The following is a 14221-nucleotide window of genomic DNA, read 5'->3' on the forward strand; positions in this document are numbered from 1 at the left end:
CGATGACTACCGGGGAACCCGGGCAGCCACGCACCGACCGCAGCCCCTGGAACTGGCTGCTCGTCGTGCCTATCGTGCTGCCGTTGCTGACGTTCCTGTTCAACGCCGACGAGCCGCGCCTGCTGGGCTTCCCGCTCTTCTACTGGCTGCAGATCGCCTTCGTGGCGGTCGGCGTCGTGTGCACCACCGTCGTCTACAGGATGACGAAGTGAGCGGGCACACGACCGAGCTGGTCGTCTTCATCCTGCTCTTCGCGATCGTCAGCGGCATGGGCTTCGTCGCCGCGCGCTGGCGGCGGCCCGACGACCTGGCCAGCCTCAACGAGTGGGGGCTGGGAGGGCGCAGCTTCGGCTCCTGGATCACCTGGTTCCTGGTCGGCGGCGACCTCTACACCGCCTACACCTTCGTCGCGGTGCCCGCGCTGGTGTTCAGCTCCGGCGCGCTCGGTTTCTACGCGCTGCCGTACACCGTCGTGGTGTATCCGCTGGTGTTCCTGGTGCTGGCCCGCATGTGGTCGGTGTCGCACGTGCACGGGTTCGTCACGCCGGCCGACTTCGTCAGGGCCCGGTTCGGGTCGCCGACGCTGGCCCTGGTCATCGCGATCACCGGTCTGGTCGCCACGATGCCGTACATCGCGCTGCAGCTCATCGGCATCGAGGCCGTGCTCAAGGCGATGGGCATCACCGGGCACCTGCCGATCATCATCGCCTTCGCGATCCTGGCGGCCTACACCTACCAGTCCGGCCTGCGCGCGCCCGCGCTGATCGCGTTCGTCAAGGACACGCTGATCTACATCGTGATCCTGGCGGCGGTCATCTACATCCCGGCCAAGCTGGGCGGCTGGGACTCGATCTTCCAGGCGGCCCAGGACAAGTTCGCGGCCACCCCCAACGCCGGCGACGGCATCCTCCTCAACGCCAACAACCAGCTCCAGTACGTGACGCTGGCCTTCGGCTCGGCGCTGGCGCTGTTCCTGTACCCGCACAGCCTCACCGGCGTGCTGGCCTCCAAGAACCGCAACGTGATCAAGCGGAACATGTCGGCGCTGCCCGCCTACAGCCTGGTGCTGGGCCTGATCGCGCTCCTGGGCTTCATGGCCATCTCCGCGGGCGTGAAGCCGATCGTGACGGACGGCAAGGTCGACAACAACACGGTCGTGCCGCTGCTGTTCGACAAGATGTTCCCGGACTGGTTCACCGGTGTGGCGTACGCGGCCGTCGGCATCGGCGCGCTCGTCCCGGCGGCGATCATGTCGATCGCCGCGGCGAACCTGTTCACCCGCAACATCTACCGCGAGTACATCAACAAGCACGCCACCGACGCCCAGGAGGCCGGCGTCTCCAAGATCGTCTCGCTGCTGGTCAAGGTGGGCGCGGTGGCGTGCATCCTGCTGCTCGACCCGCAGTTCTCGATCGACCTGCAGCTCATCGGCGGCGTGATCATCCTGCAGACGCTGCCGTCGGTGGCGCTGGGCCTGTACACGCGCTGGTTCCACAAGGGCGGCCTGATCGCGGGCTGGGCGCTCGGCCTGGCGGCCGGCATGTGGATGCTCTACCTCATCCCGAACCCGGCCAGCGGCAAGCAGCACTTCGGCGGCTCGGCGTTCGCGCTGTCGAACTTCGGCTTCGACACCAAGATGACGATCTACGCCGGGTTCCTGGCGCTGGCCGTCAACCTGATCGTGGCCGTCGTCGGCACGGTGATCTTTAAGGCCGCCAAGGTGGCGGACGGCGAGGACGCCACCGCCCAGGACGACTACTTCGCCGACGAGGGCGACCCCAAGGTCAAGGACCTGGACCTCACCGGGTCGCACTGACCTCTGGCCCGCGCGGCCCGTCCCCTGCCGGGGTCGGGCCGCGTCGTCACTCCCGGGTCGGGTAGCCGGGGTTGGCCACCTCCAGCTTGGCGCGCACCGCCTGCTCCAGGGCCGCCATGAGGGCGCCGTCGTCGGCGAGGCGGCCCTCGCGGACGGCGGCGGCCAGCTCGGCGTCGTCCGCCACGCCCAGCGCGGCCAGGCTCGCGGCGTGCCGCTCCGCCTGGGCGGGGCCCAGCTCGATCTCCCGCTCGACCATGCCGAGCACGTTGATGGCCACACGGGTGTGGTAGCGGACGCGGCCCTCGACGGCGGGCAGCACGTCGGTCTCCAGGAAGTCGCGGACGGCGGCCACCAGCTCGGCCGCTGCGGGGACGTCGTGCGGTGGGGTGCGTGTCACACCCCCTGCCTAGCAGAGCGGACGCCCGCTTCCCAAGAGCCAGGCGCCTGCTTCCCCAGAGCCGGGCGACATGTCACCTTTTATCGGGGTCCGATCATGTAGCGGATAGTCTGCGCACATGCACACTCAGTCCCCCCTCGATCCGGCATACGTGCTCGCGCCCCGCCTCATCAAGGCCGAGATCTTCGTCGTCATGTCGGTCTCGCTGGGCGCCAGCGCCCTGATCGCCATGGTGCGGCTGATCGGGTCGCTGACGGCGCCGCGCGAGCTCAAGGGCCAGCAGGCCGTGCTCGTCGGGTCCATGGCGCCCGGCCGGCCCTGGCTGGACCTGGCGCTGCAGCTCGCGCAGATCGCGATCGCGGTGGCGCCGGTGGGGCTGGTGGCGTACCTGATGGTGCGCTCGGGCGAGTCGCTGCGCACGATCGGCGCGGACTTCCGCCGCCCGGGCGGCGACCTGGCGCGCGGCGCGCTGCTCGCCGCCGCGATCGGCGGCACGGGGCTGGCGTTCTACCTCGTGGTGTGGGCGTCGGGGGTGAACCTGACCGTCGTGCCGGGCGCGCTGCCCGAGGAGTGGTGGCAGGTGCCGGTGCTGCTGCTGGCCGCCGCGCAGAACGGGGTGCTGGAGGAGGTCATCGTCGCCGGCTACCTGCTGCACCGGCTCGGGCAGGCCGGGTGGACGCCGTGGAAGGCGGTGGCGGTGTCGTCGCTGCTGCGCGGGTCGTACCACCTGTACCAGGGCTTCGGCGGGTTCGTCGGGAACGTGGTGATGGGGCTGGTGTTCGGGCGGCTGTACCAGCGGTGGGGGCGCACCATGCCGCTGATCATGGCCCACACGCTCATCGACGCCGTCGCGTTCGTCGGGTACGCCTTCCTGCGCGGCCGGGTGAGCTGGCTGCCGTGAGCCGTTGACCGCCGCCCGGGTTTCGGGTTGGGTTCGTTTCATGAACTTCGCCGTCCCCGACGGCGTCCGGCCGATCCGCGACGCCGTGCACGCGTTCATGACCGAGCGGGTCGAGCCCGCCGAGCCGGTGCTGCACGCGGGCGGGCCCGCCGCCGCGGCGGCGCTGGACGAGCTGCGCGCGGAGGCCAGGAAGGAGGGCCTGTGGGCGCTCGGCCACCCGCACGAGCTGGGCGGTGGCGGCCTGCCGTTCCTCGACTACGTCTACGTCAACGAGGTGCAGGGGCGCAGCGAGTACGGGCAGATCGCGCTGGGCACGTACACGCTGCAGGACTCCCTGATGCTGCACGAGCACGCCTCGCCCGAGCAGCGCGAGCGGTTCCTGGAGCCGCTGGTGCGCGGCGACATCTCCCCCAGCTTCGCGATGACCGAGCCGGGCGTCTCCAGCAGCGACCCCACGCAGATCACCACGTCGGCCGTGCTCGACGGCGGCGAATGGGTGATCAACGGGCACAAGTGGTTCACGACCGGGGCGTCGCGGGCGGCGTACACGACCGTGATGTGCAGGACCGAGCCGGACGCGCCGCCCCACCGCGCCTTCTCCATGATCGTGGTGCCGACCGACACGCCGGGCTACACGATCGTCCGTGAGACGCCGGTGCTGGGGCTCGACGGCGCGCACTGCGAGGTGCGCTACGACAACGTCCGCGTGCCCGCCTCCAGCCTGCTCGGCGAGCGCGGCAGCGGCTTCGTCATCGCGCAGCGGCGGCTCGGGCCCGGCCGCATCTTCCACTGCATGCGCTGGCTGGGGCAGGCGCAGCGGGCCTTCGACCTGATGTGCCGGCGGCTGCACGATCGCACGGCGTTCGGGCAGCCGCTGGCGAGCAAGCAGCTCATGCGGCAGCACGTGTTCGACTCCTACGCCGAGATCCAGTCCGCGCGGCTGCTCACGCTGCACGCCGCCGAGGCGATCGACCGCGGCTCGCAGGCCCGGGTGGAGATCGGCGCGATCAAGGTGGTCGGCGCGCGCATGCTGCACAACGTGATCGACCGGGCCATCCAGGTGTACGGCGCCGCCGGGCTGACCCCCGACACGCCGCTGGACCGCATGTACCGGCACGCCCGCGCCGGGCGCATCTACGACGGGCCCGACGAGGTGCACATCGACTCGGTGGGGCGGCGGATCCTGGGCGAGTACGCGGCGGGCGGCTCCTGGGAGTTCGGCCTGCGATGAACGCCCGGAACCCGACCACGCGCCAGGTGTCGCGATGAACCACCGGCGCGCGACCAGGCGAGAGGCGTCGCGATGAACGATCGGAACGCGACCTTGCGCGAGGTGCCGCGATGAACGACCGGGAGGCGATCGTTCTTGAGGCGTTCGGGGACGGGGCGGCGATCGAGGCGGGCGTCCGGCTGCCCGGCGGCGCGTCGCGCGAGACGTGGGCGCTCGACGTGGCCACGCCCGGCGACGGCAGGCACGAGCTGATCCTGCGCCTGGACTCGCCCGGCGCCGCCCCCGAGGCGGGCGCGGGGCTGGCCGCGGAGGCCCGGCTGATGCGGGCCGCGGCAGGGGCCGGGGTGCCGGTGCCGCGGATCATCGCCTGCGGCGAGTCGTACATCCTGATGACCCGCGTCCCCGGCGAGACGATCCCGCGCAAGATCCTGCGGGACGACGCCTACGCCGCCGCCAGGCCCCGGCTCGCGCGGCAGTGCGGGCAGGCGCTGGCCGCCATCCACCGCATGCCGCTGTCCGCCCTGCCTCTCGAGGAGGGGCGGGCCGAGCCGCAGGACCCGCTGCTGCGCTGGCGGGAGGTGATCGACCAGCTCGGCGAGCCGCACCCGGTGTTCGAGCTGGCGCTGCGGCGGCTGGCGCAGACCCGGCCGCGCGGCGGGCGGCGCACGGTCGTGCACGGCGACTTCCGCAACGGCAACCTCATCGTCGGGCCCGAGGGCATCAGGGCGGTGCTCGACTGGGAGCTCGCGCACGCCGGCGACCCCCTGGAGGACCTCGGGTGGCTGTGCGTGAAGGCGTGGCGGTTCGGCTCGCCGCTGCCGGTGGGCGGGTTCGGCGGCTACGACGACCTCGTGGACGCCTACGAGGAGGCGGGCGGGCAGGCCGTCGATCGGGCCTCGCTGCGCTGGTGGGAGACGTTCGGGGTGCTCAAGTGGGGCGTCATCTGCGTCATGCAGACCATGCGGCATCTGCGCGGCGGGGCCCGTTCCGTGGAGCTGGCCGCGATCGGGCGGCGCGTGTGCGAGAACGAGTGGGATCTGCTGCGGCTGCTGCGCGAGGGCGGGTAGGACCCGTCATCCGGCGGGAAACCCGGGGCCCGGCGCTCACCGGTCAGCGGAGGGAAAACCCGTTGCCCGGGGCGCGTCCGTGACCGCACGCTGGGTCGGTGGCCATTCTGCGAGCCGCCCATCTGGTCAAGCGCTTCGGCGCGATCACCGCCGTCCGCGACGTCAGCCTGACCGTCGGCGAGGGCGAGGTCGCCGGGCTGCTCGGGCCCAACGGCGCGGGCAAGTCGACGACGCTGCACATGCTGCTCGGCCTGATCACCCCCGACTCAGGCAGCATCGAGCTGTTCGGCAGGGAGCTGGCCCGGCACCGCACCGAGGTGCTGAGCCGGCTCAACTTCGCCGCCAGCTACGTGGACCTGCCCAGCGTGCTGCGGGTGCACGAGGTGCTCGACGCCTTCGCCCGCCTGTACGCGCTGCGCCGCCCCGCCCGCCGGGTGGCCGAGGTGATCGAGCTGTTCGAGCTGGGCCCGCTCAGGAAGCGCCAGATGATGGCCCTTTCGTCGGGGCAGCGCACCCGCGTCCAGCTCGCCAAGGCGATGCTGAACGCGCCCCGCCTGCTCATCCTGGACGAGCCCACCGCCAACCTCGACCCCGACGCCGGAGACCGGATCAGGAGCCTGCTGACCCGCCTGTCCAGGGAGACGGGCGGCGCCATGCTGATCACCTCGCACAACATGAGAGAGGTGGAGCGCATGTGCGACCGCATCCACTTCCTGTCCGGGGGCCGCGTCGTGGCCGCGGGCAGCGCCCGCGAGCTGGCCGGGCGTTACGGGGCCGAGGACCTGGAGGAGGTCTTCCTGAAGGTGGCGCGCGGATGACCGCCCTGACCCTGCCGCCGCTGAGCTGGGCCGCCCGCCGCACGCGGATACTCGGCGTGGTCCGGCGCGACTACGCGGCGCTGCGGCGCAGCCCGATCCGAATGTTCGAGATCCTGTTCTGGCCGATGGTCGAGCTGGTGCTGTGGGGGTTCGTCTCGGCGTTCCTCCAGTCGCAGCGGGTGCCGTTCGCGGTGTCGTTCCTGCTCGGCGCGGTGCTGCTGTGGCAGGTGCTGCAGAAGGCCAGCAACGAGATCTCGCTGGCCTTCCTGGAGGACATCTGGTCGCGCAACCTGCTCAACGTGCAGGTCAGCCCGCTGTCCAGCGTCGAGTACCTGACGGGCCTGATGCTGTTCGCGCTGGGCAAGGTGGCCTTCGCGGTGACGGCGCTGGCGGCGCTGGCGTTCGTTCTCTACGGGTTCGGGGTGAGCACGATCGGCGTCGGGCTGGTGCCGTTCATGGGGGTGCTGCTCGTGCTGGGCTGGTCGCTGGGGCTGGTCGGCATCGCGGCGGTGCTCAGGTTCGGCGAGAAGGCGCAGGTGATCGCCTGGTCGCTGGTGTTCGTGGTGCAGCCGCTGGCCGGGATCTTCTACCCGATCGCGGTGCTGCCGCAGCCGCTGCGGGAGCTGGCGTGGTTCCTGCCCGCCTCGCACGTGTTCGAGGGCATGCGCGCGGTCATGGCGGGCGGGGCGCTGCCGTGGGACCGGCTGGCCTGGGCGTCCGTGATCAACGTGGGTTACCTGGCGGGGGCACTCGGGTTGTTCGCGTGGGCGCTCGGCCATGCCCGGCGGCGCGGGCGGCTGTCGCGGTTCGGGGAGTGAGGGCGGTGGCGATCACGTCCACCAGGCCCTCCACCACCTGGTCGCGGCCCACCTCCGGATGGTCCAGCCACCAGTCGCCGGTCGTCTGCACCATGCCGACGAACGCGTGGCCGAGCACCTGGGCGCGTGTCGGGTCGGGCACCACCCGCTCGGCCGCCAGCATCCCGCCCAGTTCCTCACCCAGGCTGCGCACCAGCGCGGTCATGTGCGAGCGGACCCGGCTGTCCTCCGCGCCCGCCCGGTGGAACAGGAAGCGGTAGAGGTTGAGGTTGGCGGCGATCAGGTCGAGGTAGACGCCGATCGCCGCCCTGGCCCTGCCCCGCAGGTCGGCCCCGGTCGCGGCCAGCTCCGGGCGGAGCTGGGCGATGACCGTGCGCACGTGCCGGTCGGCCAGGGCCTGGTAGAGGCCGTGCTTGTCGCCGAAGTGGCGGTAGAGGATGGGCTTGGTGATGCCCGCCTCGGCGGCGATCGCCGCCATCGACACGGCGGGGCCCTCCGTCATGATGACCCGGTCGGCCGCGTCGAGCAGCGCCCTGCGCCGATCAGGATCTCGCCCGCTCACCCGTCCAGGATAGATCGCCTACGGGCGCGGGGCAGCGCCGACAGCACCAGGAACGCGCCGATGAGCGTGTAGAGGCCGCTCATGCCCGCCAGGGTGCCGGGCGGCTCGGTGAGCTCCGCCCACGGCGCGCCGTCCGGCGGGGACCACGGCAGGCCGCCCGACCGCGCCCACGGGAGGGTGGCCGCCAGGCCCATCGCGGCGTCCAGGTCGAGGGCGAACAGCACGCCCGCCGCCGTCAGCGGCACGCCGCAGCCGAGCGCGGCGGCGGGCCAGGCGGACAGGATCGTGACGATGACCGCGACCGCCGCCAGGTAGGCCAGGCCGGTGGGCGCGGGCGCGAACGCGGCGTGGCCGGTGCGGAAGCAGCGGGCTGCGGCCTCGGTCAGGTAGTAGACGGGGGCGAGTGCGGCCAGGCCCGCGAGGGCCGCCAGGAGCGGGCGGGGGTGGCGGTCGCGCGTCACATCGGCACACCTTACGCCGGGGGCGGCCGGGGCCGGAGCGATATCCGATCTTCCGCGAAGCGGCCACTTACCCCGGTTACGTTCCGGTCTGTCAGGGAGGCTGCCGCACCCGGCTCGGCGACGACGAGATCCTGTGGCTGGTCATCCTGGCCGGGTGGGTCAGGCGTGCCCGGATGACGGCTGGGCCAGGCGCAGCAGGAGGTCCTTGACCTCCGTGGCCTCGTACCGCGGCCTGGCCGGAGCGGGGTCGGAGCAGAGCAGGACGGGCGCGTCGGCCGGGCCGGCGGGCGGCAGGCCGTGGGAGCCGCGAACCGCGCGGGCGCCCGCGTCCAGGCCGACGACGCTCATCACGTAACGCAGGCCCGCCTTCTTGCGCAGCAGCGCCAGCGCCGCCCGCCGCTTGGCCGCGCCGGGCCCCGCCGGGTCGAAGAACAGCTCCGCCGGGTCGTAGCCGGGCTTGCGGTGGATCTCGACGACGCGGGCGAAGTCGGGGGCGCGGGCGTCGTCGAGCCAGTAGTAGTAGGTGAACCAGGCGTCGGGCGCGGCGAGCAGGACCAGCTCGCCCGAGCGCGGGTGGTCCAGGCCGTGCGCGGCCTTGCCGTCCTGGTCGAGCACGGTGGCGACGCCGTCCACGGCGGCGCACAGCTTGGCGACGGCGGGCACGTCGGCGGGGTCGCGCACGTAGACGTGCGCGATCTGGTGGTCGGCGACGGCGAACGCGCGCGACGTCCACGGGTCCAGGTACTCCATGCCGTCCTGGGTGTGCACGCGCAGCAGCCCCTCGGCGCGCAGGGCGCGGTTGACGTCCACGGGGCGGGAGACGTCGGTGATGCCGTACTCCGACAGCACGACCGTGGTGCGGCCGGCGGCGGCGTCGAGCAGCGGGGCCAGCACGGTGTCCAGCTCGGCCGCCGCGGCGGCGGCGCGCGGGTCTGACGGGCCGTACCGCTGCAGGTCGTAGTCGAGGTGCGGGACGTAGACGAGCGTCAGGTCGGGGTCGTGGACGGCCATGACGTGCTCGGCGGCCCGGCAGATCCAGGACGACGACGCGAGGCCCGCGCCCGGCCCCCAGTAGCTGAACAGCGGGAACGTGCCGAGCTTCGCGGTCAGCTCGTCGTGCAGCTCCGGCGGGTCGGTGTAGCAGTCGGGGTCCTTGCGGCCGTCGGCGCGGTAGACGGGGCGGGGCGTGACGGTCCAGTCGACGTCGGCGCCCATGGCGTACCACCAGCACACGTTCGCCACCGTGTAGCCGGGCCGGTCGCGGCGGGCGGCCTGCCACAGCTTCTCGCCGCCGACCAGCGCGTTGTGCTGCCGCCACAGCAGCACCTCGCCGAGGTCGCGGAAGTACCAGCCGTTGCCCACGACGCCGTGCCCGGACGGCGGCAGGCCCGTCAGGAACGTCGACTGCGCCGGGCACGTCACCGCCGGCAGGACGGTGCCCAGCTCCGCCTGGAAGCCGCTCCCGGCCAGGGCGCGCAGGCGCGGCATGTGGGCCAGCAGTCTCGGGGTCAGCCCCACCACGTCAAGGACCAGCAGCTTGGTCATGCCGTCACTCCGAGGTCGCGTAGTTGCTCGCGGGCGAACTCCAGCTCGCGGGCGATGCCCTCGGCGAGCTGTCGCGGGGTGCCGGGCCGCAGCGCGGGCGGCAGCACGCCCCAGGTGTAGGTCTCCACGTCGTAGTGGTCGCACAGCGGCACGCGCCCGCCGGCCAGCTCCTTGAGCGCCTCGCGCAGCACCGGCGTGGTGGTCCGCAGCGGGGGCTCCGGGTCGGCGTGCAGCGGCACATGGTAGTGCGTCCGCCACGGGCCCGGCAGGTTGCGGGCGAACGCCTCGTGCAGGTCGTCGGCCGCCTCGCCGTGCGGGTTGCGGGTCTGGTGCAGGAAGCGCGGCTCGGCGTACTCGCGCAGCGCCTCCGGGTCGGAGCTCTCCAGGGCCGCCGAGAGCTGCACCTTCACGATCGGCAGGCCCTTGGTCCGCAGCGCCCTCAGCGCGGCGGCCGGCTGCTCCCACGCGCACGCCAGGTGGGCCAGGTCCAGGCAGATGCCGAGCCGGCCGGTGTCGGCACGGGCCAGATGGCTGATCGCCTGCGCGATGGTCTCCACGACGCAGCCCGGCTCCGGCTCGAACGCCACCCGCACCTGGCGGCCGGTCGAGGACTGGACGGCGGCCAGCCCGGCGGCGAGCTGGTCGAGGCGGCGGGCCACCTGGTCGGCCATGGTGGCGGACCAGGGCTCGCGCCAGGCCAGCGGCAGGGTGGAGACCGAACCCCTGGCCGCGTCGTCCGGCAGCAGGTCGGCGAGGATGCGGGCCAGGTCGAAGGTGTACGACAGCCGCTCCCTGGTGGTCCAGTCGGGCCGGTAGACGGCGTACTTGACGACCGGGTCGTGAAAGGAACGGTACGGGAACCCGTTCAGCGTCACCACCTCCAGCCCCCGCGCGGTCAGCTCCGCGCGCAGCTTGACGCGCAGGGCCGGGTCGGCGGCCAGCACCTCGGCGACGGGCGCCGCCAGCCACAGGCCCAGCCCCAGGACGTCGGTGCCGAGCCGCTCCCTGATCGGGACCGCGTAGGTGTCGAACTGGGCGATGATGCCGCTCAGGTCCTCGGCGGGGTGCACGTTCGTGCAGTAGCCGAGGTGCAGCGTCGTGCCCGAGCGGTGCCGCAGCCGCATCACTCGCCGCCGCGCTTGATGCTGCTGCCCGCGAACGTGGGCGCCGCCGCCCCGGTGACGCCGGTCAGGTCGAGGCGGCCCGACTGGGCGTAGAACTCGACGGGGTTGCGCCACATGACGCGATCCACGTCGTCCTCGCCGAAGCCCGCCGCCAGCATCGCCTCGGCGGTCGCCAGCGTGAGCAGCGGGTCGGAGACTCCCCAGTCGGCGGCCGAGTTGACCAGGACGCGTTCGGTGCCGTACTTGCGCAGCAGCTCGACCATGCGCGGCGGCGACATCTTGGTCTCCGGGTAGATGGAGAAGCCCATCCAGCAGCCGGAGCCGAGCACCAGCTCGATGGTCACCTCGTTCAGATGGTCCACGGCGACCCGGCCGGGGTCGATGCCGGACGCCTTGACCAGGTCGAGCGTGCGGCGGGTGCCCGCCGCCTTGTCGCGGTGCGGGGTGTGCACCAGCGCGGGCAGCTCGTGCTCTACGGCCAGGGCGAGCTGGCGTTCGAAGGCGTCGTCCTCCTCCGGGGTCATCGAGTCGTAGCCGATCTCGCCGACCGCGACCACCCGGTCCTTGTCCAGGTAGCGGGGCAGCAGGTCCAGGACGGGACGGCAGCGCGGGTCGCCCGCCTCCTTCGGGTTCAGCGCGATCGTGGCGTGGTGGACCACCCCGAACTGGGCCGCCCGATACGGCTCCCAGCCGAGCAGCGAGTCGAAGTAGTCGGTGAACGAGCCGGGGCCGGTGCGCGGCTGGCCCAGCCAGAACGACGGCTCCACCACGGCCGCCACCCCGGCGGCGGCCATCCGCGCGTAGTCGTCGGTGGTGCGCGAGGTCATGTGGATGTGCGGGTCGAAGATGCGCATCAGGTCTCCACGGTCGGCGGGCGGCTGGTGAGGCGGCTGATCTCCTCGGCTGGCGGGCGGCTGATCACCTCGGTCGGCGGGCGGCTCGTGAGGCGGCTGAGCAGGGCGGCGGCGTCGCCGGGCATCGGACGGCCGGCCGCCGCCCGCTCCTCGGCGAACGCCCCCAGCATGGCGGCCAGCTCGGCGTCGGCCCGCTCCTCCAGCCGGTCCACCTCCGCCAGCGGGACGCCCATGAACACGCACTTCAGCACCGCCTGCCGCCACGCCTGCTGGTCCAGGTGGGTCGCGTACGGGCCGAGGGCGGCGGCCAGCAGGCGGGCGTCGTTCGTGCGGATCGCGTCACGCAGGAGAGGGACCGCCTCGTCGTCCACCTTCAGCAGGGGGAGCGCCTTGAGGACGGCGCGCTTCTCGTCGGCGTCGCCGTGGTGGTAGAGGTCTGTCGCCTCGGTGGCGACGCGGTCCGGTGGGAGTGCCGCCAGGAGGAGGGCTCTGGCCGCCTCGTCCGCCGTCCAGCCGGGGGCGGCGGGGAGTGGGGCGCGGCCGGCTCGCCTGCCTGCGGCGGCGAAGGAGCGGGTGAAGGTGTCGGGGTGGGAGAGGGCCTCGTCCAGCCAGGGGCCGACGGCGGGGGTTTCGTGGAGTGCGGCGTGGAGCCGCTCGGGGGCTATCACGGGCTGCCTCCTTCGGGGGTGTGCTCGGCGTGCCGCTCGGCGGCGCATTCGGCGTGCCGCTCGGCGGCGCGTCCGGCATGCTGCTCGGCGGCGCGTTCAGCGTGCGCGGCTTTTGTGCCTTCTGCGGCGTTGCGGGCCTTGCGTTCGGCTTGCTGGAGGAAGGCGAGGGAGCGGGCGGCGACGTCCGGGGCGGCGTGCGAGTGGCGCGGCAGCTCGACGGCGACCAGCCCGCGGTAACCGGAGTCGGCGAGCGCGCGCAGCACGGGCGGAAAGTCGATCTCCCCCTCGCCGAACTCCAGGTGCTCGTGCGTCCCGCGCCGCATGTCGTCGATCTGCACGTTCACCAGGTACGGCCCCACCGCCGTCACGCAGTCGGGCACCGGGTCCGGCTCGTTGCACCGGCAATGGCCGATGTCCAGGGTGAGACCGAAGCCGCCCTGCGCGCCGCCCAGCGCCCGCCGCAGCGCGTGCCAGCCCGCGATCGTGTCGACGAGCATGCCCGGCTCCGGCTCGAACCCCAGCGGCACCCCGCCCGCCCTCTCCAGGACCCGCGCGCACCCGTCCACCAGCCGCTCCCAAGCCAGTTGCGGCGGCACGTGCGCCGGCCGCACCCCCGACCAGAACGACACCGCCTCCGCGCCCAGGTCGGCGCCGACGGCCACCGCCCTGTTCAGGAAGTCGATGCGCTTGTCGCGGTCGTCGTCCAGCAGCGTGGGGGCGTGCTTGCGGCGGGGGTCGAGCAGGTAGCGGGCGCCGGTCTCGACGACGACGCCGAGGCCGAGCGTCCGCAGGCGGTCGGCGGCCTTGGCCACGCGCAGCGCCAGGCCGTCGGCGTAGGGGTCGAGGTGGTGGTGGTCGAGGGTGAGGGCCACGCCGGTGTAGCCGAGGTCGGCGATGACGTCCAGGGCGTCGGGGAGGCGGTGGTTCGCGAAACCGTTGGTGCCGTAGCCGAATCTGATCATGTCGGGGACAACTTTCGTGCCAGCCTGCGGGCCAGCGGGATCACCGCGGCCAGCGCCAGGCCTGTACGGGGGGCTCCGGCCCCGGCCAGCAGGGCGCCCTGGAGCGCCGGGAGGCTCACGATCCCGGCCGTGACCGCGGCTCGCACCTGCTGGGCCGAGGGGTCGGCGATGGCCTTCGCCTGTGGGGTGCCGAACTGGGAGGCGTACCAGGTGGCCAGTACGGCGCCTGTTCGCGTGCGGGAGGGCGTTCCGGTGTTCTGGCCGAAGGGCGAGCAGGCGGTGGTGGCGGCCAGGGCGAGCGTGCCCGCGAGGGTGGCGGCCGGGCGATGGCGGGCGGTGCCGGAGGTCTCGCCCCGGGACAGGTGGGTGAGGAGGTAGGTGTGGGCGGCGACCGTCAGGGCGGCGGGGAGCGGGCCTCGCAGCCCCGCTCCTGGTTCGCGGGCCGGCGTGCGCGGGGCCGGCGTCGCGCCCAGCAGCACGTCCAGGCCCCGGCACACCGCCATCGCCAGCGGGCCCGCGCGCGTGTTCTTCGCGACCAGGTCGTACGCCCAGATCGCCCCCGCCAGCGGGACGGCCACCGCCATGGCCCGGCGTCCCCCTGCCAGCGCGGCGGCGGCGAGACCCGCGGCGGTCAGCCCGGCCGCCACGCCCAGGGCCGTCCCCGGGCTCACCCGGCCGGAGGGGATCGGCCGTTCGGGGCGTTCCACGGCGTCGAGGTGGCGGTCGGCCCAGTCGTTCGCGGCCATGCCCGCCCAGTACAGGCAGACGGAGGAGCAGGCCAGGCCCAGCGTCCGGGGGCCGAGCGCGCGCCCTGCCGCGGCGCCCGCGGCCACGTCGCCAGGGACCGACAGCGCGGCCGGTGCCCGGACGAGCTCGAGCAGGTCCCGCAGCGCGGTCATCGACGTGCCTCTCTCGACCCGGGTCGGCCAGCGGCACTATATCGCGCACCGGTCGTGACGTCCCTCACACGAAGGCGTGTCGCACCCCTGGTGGAAGG

General features: G+C 73.3%; 16 protein-coding genes. 7 read left to right on the forward strand and 9 right to left on the reverse strand.

Annotated elements, in window-relative coordinates; translation table 11 throughout:
• The first annotated feature begins 2 nt into the window (after window positions 1–2).
• Together ABD331_RS34615 and mctP are read left to right on the forward strand one after the other, a co-directional pair.
• Entirely contained in the window at window positions 3–212 is a 210-nt protein-coding gene (locus ABD331_RS34615; protein ID WP_344484278.1) for a DUF3311 domain-containing protein, read from the forward strand.
• Entirely contained in the window at window positions 209–1816 is a 1608-nt protein-coding gene (gene mctP, locus ABD331_RS34620; RefSeq protein WP_344484281.1) for a monocarboxylate uptake permease MctP, read from the forward strand. The genes ABD331_RS34615 and mctP overlap by 4 nt, the downstream gene beginning before the upstream one ends.
• 46 nt (window positions 1817–1862) lie before the next feature.
• Here the strand turns inward: mctP and ABD331_RS34625 are convergent, their stop codons facing one another.
• A complete protein-coding gene (locus tag ABD331_RS34625; protein WP_344484284.1) occupies window positions 1863–2213 on the reverse strand; it encodes a DUF6285 domain-containing protein in 351 nt (116 codons plus the stop codon).
• A gap of 118 nt (window positions 2214–2331) precedes the next feature.
• On the opposite strand from ABD331_RS34625, the gene ABD331_RS34630 reads away from it, so the two are divergent.
• The 5 genes from ABD331_RS34630 (at window position 2332) to ABD331_RS34650 (ending at window position 7048) form a co-directional block, all read left to right on the forward strand.
• The gene (locus ABD331_RS34630) at window positions 2332–3114 is read left to right on the forward strand and encodes a CPBP family intramembrane glutamic endopeptidase (RefSeq protein WP_344484287.1); all 783 of its coding nucleotides are present in this window, start codon (window positions 2332–2334) and stop codon (window positions 3112–3114) included.
• Between the two features lie 40 nt (window positions 3115–3154).
• Window positions 3155–4345, forward strand: a complete 1191-nt coding sequence (locus ABD331_RS34635; RefSeq protein ID WP_344484290.1) for an acyl-CoA dehydrogenase family protein — start codon at window positions 3155–3157, stop codon at window positions 4343–4345.
• Between the two features lie 110 nt (window positions 4346–4455).
• Entirely contained in the window at window positions 4456–5412 is a 957-nt protein-coding gene (locus ABD331_RS34640) for a phosphotransferase family protein (RefSeq protein ID WP_344484293.1), read from the forward strand.
• A gap of 98 nt (window positions 5413–5510) precedes the next feature.
• The gene (locus ABD331_RS34645; RefSeq protein ID WP_344484296.1) at window positions 5511–6230 is read left to right on the forward strand and encodes an ABC transporter ATP-binding protein; all 720 of its coding nucleotides are present in this window, start codon (window positions 5511–5513) and stop codon (window positions 6228–6230) included.
• Complete coding sequence (locus ABD331_RS34650) at window positions 6227–7048, forward strand: ABC transporter permease (RefSeq protein WP_344484299.1); 822 nt, start codon at window positions 6227–6229, stop codon at window positions 7046–7048. The genes ABD331_RS34645 and ABD331_RS34650 overlap by 4 nt, the downstream gene beginning before the upstream one ends.
• On the opposite strand, the gene ABD331_RS34655 is transcribed toward ABD331_RS34650, so the two are convergent.
• From ABD331_RS34655 to ABD331_RS34690, 8 genes are all read right to left on the reverse strand, one after another.
• A complete protein-coding gene (locus ABD331_RS34655; RefSeq protein WP_344484302.1) occupies window positions 6954–7610 on the reverse strand; it encodes a TetR/AcrR family transcriptional regulator in 657 nt (218 codons plus the stop codon). The genes ABD331_RS34650 and ABD331_RS34655 overlap by 95 nt on opposite strands.
• Window positions 7607–8071 carry a hypothetical protein gene (locus ABD331_RS34660; protein WP_344484305.1) on the reverse strand — a complete coding sequence of 155 codons (465 nt, stop codon included), beginning with the start codon at window positions 8069–8071 and terminating at the stop codon, window positions 7607–7609. Before ABD331_RS34660 ends, ABD331_RS34655 begins: the two co-directional genes overlap by 4 nt.
• A gap of 159 nt (window positions 8072–8230) precedes the next feature.
• Entirely contained in the window at window positions 8231–9616 is a 1386-nt protein-coding gene (locus ABD331_RS34665; RefSeq protein ID WP_344484308.1) for an alkaline phosphatase family protein, read from the reverse strand.
• Window positions 9613–10740, reverse strand: a complete 1128-nt coding sequence (eboE, locus tag ABD331_RS34670) for a metabolite traffic protein EboE (protein ID WP_344484311.1) — start codon at window positions 10738–10740, stop codon at window positions 9613–9615. Before eboE ends, ABD331_RS34665 begins: the two co-directional genes overlap by 4 nt.
• Window positions 10740–11594, reverse strand: coding sequence for a TatD family hydrolase (locus ABD331_RS34675; protein ID WP_344484314.1), 855 nt, complete (start codon window positions 11592–11594; stop codon window positions 10740–10742). Before ABD331_RS34675 ends, eboE begins: the two co-directional genes overlap by 1 nt.
• Window positions 11594–12262 (reverse strand): EboA domain-containing protein, encoded by a 669-nt coding sequence (locus ABD331_RS34680; RefSeq protein ID WP_344484316.1) that lies wholly within the window; start codon window positions 12260–12262, stop codon window positions 11594–11596. The genes ABD331_RS34675 and ABD331_RS34680 overlap by 1 nt, the downstream gene beginning before the upstream one ends.
• Entirely contained in the window at window positions 12259–13224 is a 966-nt protein-coding gene (locus tag ABD331_RS34685; RefSeq protein ID WP_344484319.1) for a sugar phosphate isomerase/epimerase family protein, read from the reverse strand. The genes ABD331_RS34680 and ABD331_RS34685 overlap by 4 nt, the downstream gene beginning before the upstream one ends.
• Window positions 13221–14123: an SCO3242 family prenyltransferase gene (locus ABD331_RS34690; RefSeq protein ID WP_344484321.1), complete on the reverse strand. Its 903-nt coding sequence runs from the start codon at window positions 14121–14123 to the stop codon at window positions 13221–13223. The genes ABD331_RS34685 and ABD331_RS34690 overlap by 4 nt, the downstream gene beginning before the upstream one ends.
• Between the last annotated feature and the right edge of the window lie 98 nt (window positions 14124–14221).

It is taken from the genome of Nonomuraea monospora, assembly GCF_039531895.1.
GTDB classification, from domain to species: Bacteria; Actinomycetota; Actinomycetes; order Streptosporangiales; family Streptosporangiaceae; genus Nonomuraea; species Nonomuraea monospora.